Consider the following 11,697-nt stretch of genomic DNA (forward strand, 5'->3'; position numbering starts at 1 on the left):
GAAGCCGCGAAGCCGGCACTCGTCCCGAGACGATGCGCTATCTCGTGACGCCGAGCTTCGATCTGCTCGGCCGATGCCGTGATTCCTCCAAGGTGGCATAGGCCAGAACCGCCGAGAACGATCCGAAATAGACCAGAACCGCCGTGATAACCATCATGTCGTAACTCGACATTTTCGTAACTCCTTCGATGATAGCCGAGAAAACCGGGCGAAGGGCGAAAGCGCCTTGATGTGGATCAAAGTGTCAGTCCGGCGTGGGGATCTTTTCGTCCGGCGCCATGCATGGATGGGATGCATGGATGGCAGGGCCACGAGACTGGATTGACCGGATTGTTGCCCGCTTGCCGCCGCGACGGCTCATGCCGGTACGCGATCGCGCCAGCCATCCGAAATGCGTTGTAGGGGCTCAGCTCAAAACGTGACGAGATCAGTGTGGCCGAAGCCCTTCGAGTAGTCGAGCACGGAGATGACCGAAGGCATTACGCGGAAGATGCGGACCTGCTCCGGCGTCGGCATCGCGAACGGCATCGACGTCTGCGGCGGGTATTTCGTCGGCAGCAGGCTCAGAACCTTCTCGGCCTCGGCCCTGTCGGTGACCGGCTCCGCGCGTCCGGCCATGGAAAGGCCGGTGATCTCCATCACCTGCGGCGGGTCGTTGTCGATGGTCAGCGACAGGCGGTCGTCCAGCGCCAGATTGGCAGCCTTCTGGCTGTCCAGGCCGCACAGGAAGTAGAGGGACAGGCCGTCATTGGCGTAACCCACCGTCGTCGCCTGCGGCCAGCCATCCGGCCTCAAGGTCGCCACCGTCATGATCCGATGCTGATCAAGAAGCGTCTGGATCTTGTCTTTGATCTCCGCGTCCACCGATTGTCTCCCAAGTCACTAATGACACGGCAATGGTATGGGATCGTGGACAGCGCGGCTTTGACATACGTCAACGCATAGGGAGCGGCGCACCTCGCGCCTTCGTCATCCTCGGGCTTGACCCGAGGATCCATACCGTGACGCTCGCCGAAGAATGCGGCCGGTCAGAATTCTGCATCGTTGCAACGCCTCGACGTCACGGCATGGATTCCAGGGTCTGCGCGCGTCGCTTCGCTCCTTGCTCCGCCCAGGAATGACGAAACGAAGGGCGACGCCATCCCAAGCCTCGTTGATCATCGCGTCGACCTTGTAGCCGTTGGGATCAAGCACGAAGCAGGCGTAGTTATTCTCCGCGTAGTCCGGACGGGGACCCGGGGCGCCATCGCCCGCTGCACCCGCTTCGAGCGCCGCGCGGTGAAACGCATTGACCTCGGCCTAGCTCTTCACCTGGAAGGCGAAATGCAGGTGGGTGAGCGGCGGCTGCTCGCTGGTGCTGGATCTCTGCATGTTGGCCTAATGCAAATCGACCCGATCTTACGACCGGGCCGATGATGTTGCGTTTAGCGGTACAGATTGTTCTCAGCTGCAGCCGCTCGTGCTTCCACACGTATCGCACTTCTCGCAGGTGCCGTTCCGCACCATGGTGAAGTTGTGGCATTCCGAGCATTCGTTGCCGGTGTAGCCCTGCATCAGCGATTGCTGGCGCCGGGTCGCGGCAAGCGCCTTGGCTTCGGCGGCCTCGTTGGCGGCGGCGTCGGTGAACAGCGCCGAGGCGCCCGAGGCCTCGTCGACGGCTTCCTCATAGACGATGTCCTCGACCAGTTCCTTGGCCCGCTCCTCATAGTCGCGCTTGTAGGCGATGGCCTCGTCGCTGGCCGGCTTCAGCGCCAGCACGTTGGAGCCGGAGAAGGCGGTCGTCACGGTCCGGCCTGGGGCCGGGGGAACCGAAGCGCCGCCAAAGCCCTTCGGCTCGGAGCCGGCGCCCGAGACCAGCTTGACCGGCGAGGCGCCGCGCATCAGGCCCTTCGAGAAGGGCGTCGCCTTGCCTTCGGTGATGCCGCGGCCGAGCGCCGTCTTGTCGAAATCCGACTGGTCGACATGGGCGAGGTCGTGGCGGCCGAGATAGGACACGGCAAGTTCGCGGAACACGTAGTCGAGGATCGACGTGGCGTTCTTGATCGCGTCATTGCCCTGCACCATGCCGGCCGGCTCGAACTTGGTGAAGGTGAAAGCCTCGACATATTCGTCGAGCGGCACGCCATATTGCAGGCCGAGCGAGATCGCGATGGCGAAGTTGTTCATCATCGCACGGAAGGCGGCGCCCTCCTTGTGCATGTCGATGAAGATCTCTCCGATACGGCCGTCATCGAATTCGCCGGTGCGCAGATAGACCTTGTGTCCGCCCACCACCGCCTTCTGGGTGTAGCCCTTGCGGCGGTTCGGCAGTTTTTCGCGGTCGCGGTAGAGACGCTCGACGACGCGCTCGACGATCTTTTCCGTCACCTGCACCGCGCGCTGCGCGGCGGGCGCGGCGATCAGCTGCTCGATCGCCTCGTCCTCGTCATCCTCGCTGTCGGCGAGCAGGGACGAGTTCAGCGGCTGCGACAGCTTCGAGCCGTCGCGGTAGAGTGCGTTGGCCTTCAGCGCCAGCTTCCACGACAGCATGTAGGCGCCCTTGGCGTCTTCCACCGTCGCGTCGTTCGGCATGTTGATGGTCTTGGAGATGGCGCCGGAGATGAAGGGCTGCGCCGCCGCCATCATCATGATGTGGCTGTTGATCGACAGCGAGCGCTTGCCGATCTTGCCGCACGGGCTGGCGCAGTCGAACACCGCGATGTGCTCGGGCTTGAGGAAGGGCGCGCCTTCCAGCGTCATCGCTCCGCAGACATGGATGTTGGCGGCCTCGATGTCCTTCCTGGAGAAGCCCAGCGCCGGCAGGATCTCGAACGAGAAATCGTTGAGCTGCTCGTCGGTGAAGCCGAACGTCTCCTTCACCCAGTCGGCGCCGAGCGTCCACTGGTTGAAGACGAACTTGATGTCGAAGGCGGACTTCAGCGCCGCGTTGAGCGCCGCGATCTTGTCATCGGTGAAGCCCTTTGCCTTGAGCGAGCCGGGGTTGACGCCGGGTGCCTGGTTGAGATTGCCGTGGCCGACCGCGTAGGCCTCCATCTCGGCGATCTGGGCTTCCGTGTAGCCGAGCGTGCGCAGTGCTTCCGGCACGGCGCGGTTGATGATCTTGAAGTAGCCGCCGCCGGCCAGCTTCTTGAACTTCACCAGCGCGAAGTCGGGCTCGATGCCGGTGGTGTCGCAATCCATGACCAGGCCGATCGTGCCGGTTGGCGCGATGACGGTCGCCTGCGCGTTGCGGTAGCCATGCTCCTCGCCAAGCTCGATCGCGCGGTCCCAGGCGGCCTTGGCGTGTGCCGCCAGTGCCTGTTGCTTGAGGTCGGACGCAACCAGCGGCACCGGATTGACCGCCAGCTTCTCGTAGCCCTGCTTCTCGCCATAGGCGGCACGGCGATGGTTGCGCATGACGCGCAGCATGTTCTGGGCGTTGCGGTCGTAGTCGGCGAAGGCGCCGAGCTCACCCGCCATTTCGGCCGAGGTGGCATAGGCCATGCCGGTCATGATCGCGGTGAGCGCGGCGCAGATCGCGCGGCCTTCATCCGAGTCATAGGGAATGCCCGATGTCATCAGCAAGCCGCCGATATTGGCGTAGCCCAGGCGGGGCGTGCGGTATTCGTAGGACTGCTTGGCGATCTCCTTCGACGGGAACTGCGCCATCATCACCGAGATTTCGAGCACGATGGTCCACAGCCGAACCGTGTGCTCATAGGCAGCGATATCGATCGTGCCGTCGGCATTGCGGTAGGGGAGCAGATTGATCGAGGCGAGGTTGCAGGCCGTGTCGTCGAGGAACATGTATTCCGAGCACGGGTTGGACGCCCGGATCGCACCGGCCGAGGCGCAGGTGTGCCAGTCGTTCATCGTCGTGTTGAAATGCAGGCCCGGATCGGCGGACGCCCAGGCGGCGTAGCCGATCTTTTCCCAGAGATCGCGGGCCTTCAGCGTCTTCATCACCTTGCCGTCCTTGCGGGCGGTGAGGTGCCAGTCGGCGTCGTCCTCGACGGCGCGCAGGAAATTGTCCTTCAGCGACACCGAATTGTTGGAGTTCTGGCCCGAAACGGTGAGGTAGGCATCCGAATCCCAGTCGGTGTCGTAGGTCTTGAACGACATCGAGCTGTAGCCCTGCCTGGCGAACTGGATGACGCGGTAGATGTAGTTCTCCGGCACCGCGTCCTTCTTGGCCGACTTGATCTCGCGCTTCAGCGCGGTGTTGATCGACGGGTCGAAGCAGTCGTCGCCATTGCCTTCGCAATTGACGCAGGCCTTCATGATCGCCTCGAGATGCTTCTTGACGATCTTCGAGCCGGTCACCAGCGAGGCGACCTTCTGCTCTTCATTGACCTTCCAGTCGATGAATTCCTCGATATCGGGGTGGTCCGCGTCGACGATGACCATCTTGGCGGCGCGGCGCGTCGTGCCGCCCGACTTGATGGCGCCGGCCGCGCGGTCGCCGATCTTGAGGAAGCTCATCAGGCCGGACGAACGGCCGCCGCCCGACAGCTTCTCGCCTTCGCCACGCAGCATCGAGAAGTTGGAGCCGGTGCCCGAGCCGTATTTGAACAGGCGCGCCTCACGCACCCACAGATCCATGATGCCGCCCTCGTTGACGAGGTCGTCCTGGACGCCCTGGATGAAGCAGGCATGCGGCTGCGGATGCTCGTAGGAGGATTTCGACTTGGTCAGCTTGCCGGTGAACGGGTCGACATAGAAGTGGCCCTGGCTCGGGCCGTCTATGCCATAGGCCCAGTGCAGGCCGGTGTTGAACCATTGCGGCGAGTTCGGCGCGACGCGCTGGGTGGCCAGCATGTAGGCAAGCTCGTCGCGGAACGCGCGCGCATCATCCTCCGACGCCTTGAAGTAGCCCCCTTTCCAGCCCCAGTAGGTCCAGGTGCCGGCCAGCCGATCGAAGACCTGGCGGGCATCGATCTCGGAGCCGTAGCGTTCGGCTTCCGGCAGCTTGGCGAGTTCTGCCTCGTCGGCGACGGAGCGCCACAGGAAGGAGGGGACGTCGTTCTCCTCGACCTTCTTGAGGCGCGCGGGAACGCCAGCCTTGCGGAAATACTTCTGCGCCAGAATGTCGGCGGCCACCTGGGAGAACTGCGCCGGCACATCGATATTGTCCAGGCGGAACACCACCGAGCCATCCGGATTCTTGATCTCGGACAGCGCCTTGCGGAATTCGATCTCCGCGTAAGCGGATTGCCCTGGCTTGGTGAAACGACGCTCGATGCGCATTGGTCCGATCCCTTTTGTCTATATATAGCGCATTTCCCCGGGGATTTCCGCCCCAATGTGAAACGCGCGTGTCCGCCGTCCGCCGACATCCGAAGACAGCCGGCTCTCCATTTCGCGGTCTTCCGCGACGAATGCTGCTCAAGCTCCCTGCGAAGCTTCCGTTCAGCACGCCGATGAACCCGCAGGTTCGTCAAATCTGATTTTTTCGATTCCCTCGCTGGAGGGAAATTCACACTATCTAGCGCCGAACCTACCTGCAAACACTAAATATAGTATTAACAGACAATTTATTCCAGTCCGACAAGTCTCCCTTTCTCGGCCCCCGGCGCAACCGCTCCACGCTTCCGCCAGCCTCGTGAACGGGCGGAAATGCGGGAAAAAACGCACATAATCCGGGAAAAGACCGGGCTCAAAACTTTCCGGCCGCACTCTCAACAGGAGCGCATGGCCTATAAAAGGCGACTCGTTTTGCGCCGTCAAGGATTCGTTTGCGTAGCTTTTGTGACCCCAACATCTTGTGTGTCACACATGTGGATAACGGGGATAGAATCGCCGCCCCTTGATCCGGATCCGCCGCTAGAAGCCATGCGACGGCCATGCGGGATCGCCGCGCCCACACGATCAGCCGTAATGCAATCTCGGCTTCGGTTCCACTCCGGTGAACTTGACGCCGATCCGGTCGTTGCGCCGCCAACGGACCTCGCATCGGTAGCCGGTGCGATCGAGCGGAACGTAGAGAAGGAACTTGTCCGGAATCTGGGCCTCGATGGGGACCTTCAACTCGGCGCCGTTCTCATGCTGATTGCGCAGCATGCAGCTGATCTCCGAGTTCTTGATTCCGCTGATGATTGTTCCGCCCTTGAGCACGCGCGAACGGTGATCGCGCTCGGGAACGGCCGTCTCTACCTGAAGGGTGTTCGCGGGGTCAGCCATAGGTGCAGCGCCAATATCGCCGAACCCTATCGCCGAAACATTATCAAACCATTCATGATGATACCGAAACACGGCCGGTTCGGCCGGAGCGTGGTGTGCGCGGAGGCAAGCTGCGATCAGGCAAATCCATGTGGGTCGGCGCAGAAATAGGCGACGATCTGGCAAAGATCCGGCTCATGGAGCATGCGCACGGCCTCCGAGGACCTCACCCATTTGCGCGTGCGCGCCCGCTTTTCCTTCCACTGGTCCGCCACCTTGTCGACCAGCAACGGAAACACCAGCACTTCGCAAGGCACTTCTTTGCCCGAGGACAGCATCTTGGCGTAGAAGTAACGGCCGGCTTCGAGAGGCGAGACGGTTCCACGCAGTCCGGCCTCTTCTCCAGCCTCGCGCGCCGCCGCCTCACACAGCGGTTCTTTCGCTTCCGGCCAGCCCTTGGGAATGACCCAGCGGCCGGTGTCGCGGCTGGTGATCAGCATGATTTCGACGCCGTCCCCGGTGTCTCGCCAGGGCAGGGCGGCCACTTGCAGACGGCACGGCGCGGTGCCGAAGAGCCGCCGGACCCTTTCGGCAAGATGATTGTGCGTCGTTGGCCTCGTCAACATCGGAGAAGCTAGCCCCAGCCTCCAGAATCGTTTGCCGTCTCACGAATCTTACGGTCAATTGTCGACAATAAAAGTAAAAAGTTCGTCCAGTCGGACCAAAGCACGCAAATCGAAGTCGATTTCGGAGATTGAGAGCCGTCTGGGCGGGGTGCCATGCCGACGATGGCGGAGTCTGGCTCCGACGGCGAGGCTGCGACTCAGCCGGCGTGGTCGTCGGCGATCGGCTTCTGATAGGTGAAACCCATATCCCAGGGGAAGTAGATCCAGGTGTCCTGGCTGACTTCGGTGACGAACGTATCGACGAGCGGCCGGCCCTTCGGCTTGGCATAGACGGTGGCGAAATGCGCCTTGGGCAGCATCGCCCTGACGATGCTGGCGGTCTTGCCGGTGTCGGTGAGGTCGTCGATGATCAGCACGTCGGCGCCGTTCTCGGCCAGCAATGCTGGCGCCACCCCTTTGAGGACCTGCAATTGCGACTGGGTCGTATAGTCGTGATAGGAGGCGACGCTGACCGTCTCGATGACGCGGATACCGAGTTCGCGCGAGATGATCGCCGCGGGCACCAGGCCGCCGCGGGCAATGCAGACGATGGCTTTCCATTGGCCCTTGTTGGCGCTGGCAAGCCGCCACGCGAGCGCACGGGCATCACGATGGAACTGGTCCCAGGAGACCGGAAAGGCTTTTTCTGGAAGGGCCATGTCATGCTCCGCCGCGCGCGGGCGTCGCGCGCGAAACCACAGGGGAATGCGCGCGGAATTAACTGGAAAGCCGAGCACTTGGCAAGGGAGCGCGCCCGGGTTCTCAGCGCGACAGGAAGGCTGCTACCGGAACCGTCCGCAGAACCGTGCGCGTCACGCCGCCAAATAGCAACTGCCGCAGCCATGAGTGGCTGTAGGCGCCGAGAACCAGAAGGTCGGCACCGGTTTCCGCGATCCTGGTCTGGATGACGTCGTCGACCGAAATGCCTTCGGACTTGAGCACCGAGACACTGACCGTGGCGCCGTGGCGGGCGAGGGCGGAGGCGATTTCGGCGCCGGCGGCCTCTGGGCTGTCGTCGAGGGTTTCGGGCGGATCGATGACCAATATGTCTGTCTTCTCGGCCTCGATGATGAAGGGCAGGGCGTCGAAGGCGGCGCGCGCGGCCTCCTTGCTGCCGTTCCAGGCGAGCAGGACATGCTTGAAACTGGTGACGAGTGGCCCCGAATGCGGCACCACCAGAACCGGCCTGCCGGCGTCATAGACCAGCGTATCGACATCCGCACTGGGATCGCCGCCCGACTCGCGTTGGGCAGCGATGATCAGGTCGGCGGTGCGGACGCTAGATATGCCGGTCAATGCGCTGTCGCCGGAGAAGCTCTCGAGGCTGCGCCATTCGAAGGACAGGCCTGAATTCTCGATGTGCCTCAGGAACGTCGCCTCGAGTTTGTCGGCGCGCTCCCGGCTCATGTCAGCCGAGACCTGCAGGAATTCAGTGTCGGGAAAGCCGGTGGCCGAGGTGTAGGGCACCGGCAACGCTTCGGCGTGGATGCCGATCAAATGGCTCTGGAACCGTGTGGCGAGGGGGATGGCGCAGTCGAGCACGCGCTCGGCGTCCTGCTCGTTCTGCAGAATGGCAACGATGGTTTTGAATCGCATGATAATCCCTCAGTTCACGAGCGATATCACTCGCTGGAAGAAAACGTGCCAGCACCGTGCCTTGTTCCGGCGGCGACGGTCAACCCGTGGCGGCGGCGAAGCCCGCCACCATCGCCTCGACATCGGCGCGCGCGGCCTCCAGCGCCTCCTGGCTGCGGGCGCGCACGACCAGTTCGGTCCAGAACTTGCCGTCGGCGAATTTCGGGTAGGAGCCGATGATGGTGTCCGGATGGGCCTTCTGGATATCGCCCAGCGGTCCGCCGATGAGGCCTTCGCCGAACGGACAGTGGACGCTGGCCGACAGCATCCTGGTGCCGGCCTTGAGGGTCGGCAAGACATTGTCGAGCATGGCCTGGAAGATCGACGGCACGCCGGCCATGACATGGACATTGCCGATGCGGAAGCCAGGCGCGATCGACACAGGATTGTCGATATGGTCGGCGCCACGTGGCATCCGCGCCATGCGCTTGCGAGCCTCGGTGTATTCGATGCCGCGCGCGGCATAGCTTGCTTCCAGCATCGCATAGGCCCTGGCGTCATATTCGCACGGCACGCCGAAGGCCTTGGAAATCGAATCCGCGGTGATGTCGTCATGGGTCGGACCGATGCCGCCGGTGGTGAACACATAGGTGTAGCGGGCGCGCACCGCATTCACCGCCGCGACGATCTCGTCTTCTTCGTCCGGGACGATCCGCACTTCCTTCAGGTCGATGCCGATCGCCGTCATGATGTCGGCGAGATGGCCGATGTTCTTGTCCTTGGTGCGGCCGGAGAGGATCTCATCACCAATGACGAGCATGGCGGCGGTAACGATTTCAGGCATGGAGGGCTCCGGTGAGACGGTGCCCTGAAATAGCGCGGCGCGGTCGTCGCGGCAATGCCGGCCGAGCGGTGAACAATCTGTGCCTATTTGCGGCGTATCCTTTGAACGCCCATGCCCCTAGATAGCTTCCAGGCCGGCGGCCTCGGGCTCTGGTTGCTTTTTGAATCAAGGAGATGGAAATGGCGAAGGTACTTGTTCTCTACTATTCAAGCTGGGGCCACATGGAACAGATGGCCAAGGCCGCGGCCGAAGGCGCCCGCGAGGCCGGCGCCGAAGTGACCATCAAGCGCGTTGCCGAACTGGTGCCCGAAGCGGTAGCCAAGGCGGCCCACTACAAGCTGGACCAGGAGGCGGCGATCGCCGATCCGCTCGAGCTTGACGGCTACGACGCCATCATCGTCGGCGCTTCGACGCGTTATGGCGCGATGGCGGCACAGTTGAAGAACTTCTTCGACCAGACCGGCCCGCTATGGGCCAAGGGCGCGCTCGTCAACAAGGTTGGCTCGGTCATGGTTTCGACCGCGACACAGCATGGCGGCGCTGAACTCGCACTCCTCAGCACGCAAGCCATGCTGCAGCATCACGGCCTGATCATCGTGCCGCTGTCCTACGCGTATCAGGGCCAGATGGGCAATGATGTCGTGCGTGGCGGCGCTCCCTACGGCATGACGACGACCAGCGATGGCGATGGTTCGCGTCAGCCTTCGGCGCAGGAACTCGAAGGCGCGAAATTCCAGGGCAAGCGCGTCGCCGAGATCACCATCAAGCTGCACGGCTGATCGTCACTTTTGCCCTGTCGCGGCGAGCCCGCGCATGGCGAACCTCTTATGAAGCGGGCGGTCATCTGGCCGCCCGTTTTGCATGGAAGCCGCGGAGGAGCCAGTTGCGGCCGAATTGGGCGAACCCTGGTCAGATGGACGGTTCCGGATGGCTGGACGCGGCCCTGGGCGAGCCGGACATCACCGCGGAGTCACGACAATTTCAATGAACCGTGTGGTGGATCCCAGGGTTTACCCCCGTGTCGCACCCAAGGCGACCAAGACACGGAGTAAATCAATGTACAGGAAACTTCTGGCAGCATCTGTCCTGACGATCGGTCTGGCCACGTCGGCCATGGCACAATCTGCGGGCAGCAACCATCAGGACTGGCTCCACAACTGGATCTCCGGCAACGGATCATCCTCGTCCGTGGACACCACCACCACCGGCAGCATCAATGGCGACCGCTCGGGGCTGAACACACTGGGCAACACCGGCGCCGTCGGGCCTTGTGCCTCCGACACGGCGGGTCCCGACGCCAATGCGCAAGGCAACGTCAACGATCAATATTGCGGTAAATGATCCGAAGGCGGTTCTGGCCGCGCTACGTCCAAAGCGTGCGCGGCCGCCGCGTGGGCGAGGGCCTCAGTCGGAAACTTCCGTCTGTGGCCGGTCACGGCCGTCCGCGAGTTCCTCGTGCCATTTGCCCTCGGAATCCTCGTACTGGATGCCATCGGTGGCGCCGGCGACCTGCTGCTCGGCCGAAGCGATCTCGGCCGCGCGCAAGGCGTCATGATGCGTGGGAAATGTCTCCGAGAACGTCGAGCCGACCTTGTAGGCCCATCCGCCGTCATGCTCGACGATCTTGTAAGTCAGCTTCGCCATGAAAACTCTCCGGTTTTAAAAGCCCGGCCTGCTCAATGCAGCCGGTCGTCGCGCAGTTTGTCGTCTGGCACCAGCACTTCGGATTCCTTGGCGGCTTCTATCAGTGCCCGGCGCGCATCCGCTGTCGAACGATACCCTTCCAGCACTTTGAGGCAAGTGTCGAGGGCGTCACGATGGCGAGGCCCGCGATTGAGCGGCCACACCGTCATGAGGCACTCGGCGGCCTCCTGGGTGTTGCGGATATGGCGATATTTGCCGACATGGCCAAGTTCGACGACGACCGGCGCTTCAAAGGGTTTGTTGTCCATCATGGCCGCAACGCAAAGCAGCCAATTTGGTTGCAACCGTGGCCGTCGGCCTGCGCCCAAAAGTCGCGTCGCGGTGGCGACGCGCTCAGCTTTGTCAGATCGATGTCCTTGTCCCAAGATCGGGTCGACTTTTGGATGGCAGGGACGCGCGTCTCAATAGCCGCAGTCGTTCCTGATCCAGCGTGCGTTTGCCCAGCCGGTCGTGCCGCCGATCTCGACTTTGTACCAGTTGCCGCGCCTGTCGAAAATCTCGGTATGATCGCCATTGAACAGCTGTCCGATCATCCGCGACGACGAGTTCGGCCGTGTCCGTACGGCTAGAAAGCCGCTGCCGGTGGCCAGATTGTAGCGGCCCGACAGGCCGTGCACCGTGCCCTCGCAATATTGCGCGCTGGCCGGCGTCGCCGCGCCGATCCAAAGTCCAGCCACGGCTGTCAGCGCCGCGACTGGCCAGAATGCCCTGAATGACATGATGTCCTCCCCAACCCCCGGCCCCGCCCGCCGCAGCCTTCCCCAACGTAAC

Annotated in this window: 13 protein-coding genes and 1 pseudogene; 2 read left to right on the forward strand and 12 right to left on the reverse strand. The window is 62.8% G+C overall.

From position 1 onward, the window contains the following. Nucleotides 1-37: 37 nt before the first annotated feature. The 9 genes and pseudogenes from WC739_RS03120 to WC739_RS03160 all read right to left on the reverse strand — a co-directional run bounded on the left by WC739_RS03120 (nucleotide 38) and on the right by WC739_RS03160 (nucleotide 9,222). Nucleotides 38-172, reverse strand: coding sequence for a hypothetical protein (locus WC739_RS03120; protein WP_372951560.1), 135 nt, complete (start codon nucleotides 170-172; stop codon nucleotides 38-40). Nucleotides 173-411: 239 nt separating this feature from the next. Then, nucleotides 412-864, reverse strand: coding sequence for a pyridoxamine 5'-phosphate oxidase family protein (locus tag WC739_RS03125; protein ID WP_372951561.1), 453 nt, complete (start codon nucleotides 862-864; stop codon nucleotides 412-414). A gap of 285 nt (nucleotides 865-1,149) precedes the next feature. Next, nucleotides 1,150-1,356 (reverse strand): annotated as a pseudogene (locus tag WC739_RS03130) (VOC family protein); the annotation flags it as partial. A gap of 87 nt (nucleotides 1,357-1,443) precedes the next feature. Continuing rightward, a complete protein-coding gene (locus WC739_RS03135) occupies nucleotides 1,444-5,226 on the reverse strand; it encodes a vitamin B12-dependent ribonucleotide reductase (RefSeq protein ID WP_372951562.1) in 3,783 nt (1,260 codons plus the stop codon). A 621-nt stretch (nucleotides 5,227-5,847) separates the two neighbouring features. After that, on the reverse strand, nucleotides 5,848-6,159 hold the full coding sequence (locus WC739_RS03140) for a PilZ domain-containing protein (RefSeq protein ID WP_372951563.1): 312 nt from the start codon (nucleotides 6,157-6,159) through the stop codon (nucleotides 5,848-5,850). A 116-nt stretch (nucleotides 6,160-6,275) separates the two neighbouring features. Further along, nucleotides 6,276-6,764 (reverse strand): NUDIX hydrolase, encoded by a 489-nt coding sequence (locus WC739_RS03145; RefSeq protein ID WP_372951564.1) that lies wholly within the window; start codon nucleotides 6,762-6,764, stop codon nucleotides 6,276-6,278. 197 nt (nucleotides 6,765-6,961) lie between these two features. After that, nucleotides 6,962-7,462: a xanthine phosphoribosyltransferase gene (gene gpt / locus WC739_RS03150; RefSeq protein ID WP_372951565.1), complete on the reverse strand. Its 501-nt coding sequence runs from the start codon at nucleotides 7,460-7,462 to the stop codon at nucleotides 6,962-6,964. Between the two features lie 103 nt (nucleotides 7,463-7,565). Then, a complete protein-coding gene (locus WC739_RS03155; protein WP_372951566.1) occupies nucleotides 7,566-8,399 on the reverse strand; it encodes a universal stress protein in 834 nt (277 codons plus the stop codon). Between the two features lie 79 nt (nucleotides 8,400-8,478). Further along, nucleotides 8,479-9,222 carry a competence/damage-inducible protein A gene (locus WC739_RS03160; protein WP_372951567.1) on the reverse strand — a complete coding sequence of 248 codons (744 nt, stop codon included), beginning with the start codon at nucleotides 9,220-9,222 and terminating at the stop codon, nucleotides 8,479-8,481. 179 nt (nucleotides 9,223-9,401) lie between these two features. On the opposite strand from WC739_RS03160, the gene wrbA reads away from it, so the two are divergent. Further along, nucleotides 9,402-10,001 carry an NAD(P)H:quinone oxidoreductase type IV gene (gene wrbA, locus WC739_RS03165; RefSeq protein WP_372951568.1) on the forward strand — a complete coding sequence of 200 codons (600 nt, stop codon included), beginning with the start codon at nucleotides 9,402-9,404 and terminating at the stop codon, nucleotides 9,999-10,001. A gap of 277 nt (nucleotides 10,002-10,278) precedes the next feature. Further along, nucleotides 10,279-10,563 carry a hypothetical protein gene (locus WC739_RS03170; RefSeq protein WP_372951569.1) on the forward strand — a complete coding sequence of 95 codons (285 nt, stop codon included), beginning with the start codon at nucleotides 10,279-10,281 and terminating at the stop codon, nucleotides 10,561-10,563. 63 nt (nucleotides 10,564-10,626) lie between these two features. Here WC739_RS03170 and WC739_RS03175 read toward each other — a convergent pair whose 3' ends face one another. The 3 genes from WC739_RS03175 to WC739_RS03185 form a co-directional block, all read right to left on the reverse strand. Then, the gene (locus WC739_RS03175; protein ID WP_372951570.1) at nucleotides 10,627-10,866 is read right to left on the reverse strand and encodes a DUF2188 domain-containing protein; all 240 of its coding nucleotides are present in this window, start codon (nucleotides 10,864-10,866) and stop codon (nucleotides 10,627-10,629) included. Nucleotides 10,867-10,898: 32 nt separating this feature from the next. Then, a complete protein-coding gene (locus WC739_RS03180; RefSeq protein WP_372951571.1) occupies nucleotides 10,899-11,177 on the reverse strand; it encodes a DUF982 domain-containing protein in 279 nt (92 codons plus the stop codon). A gap of 150 nt (nucleotides 11,178-11,327) precedes the next feature. Then, entirely contained in the window at nucleotides 11,328-11,645 is a 318-nt protein-coding gene (locus WC739_RS03185) for an SH3 domain-containing protein (protein ID WP_372951572.1), read from the reverse strand. Between the last annotated feature and the right edge of the window lie 52 nt (nucleotides 11,646-11,697).

The organism is Mesorhizobium sp. (assembly GCF_041661565.1).
GTDB lineage: Bacteria > Pseudomonadota > Alphaproteobacteria > Rhizobiales > Rhizobiaceae > Mesorhizobium.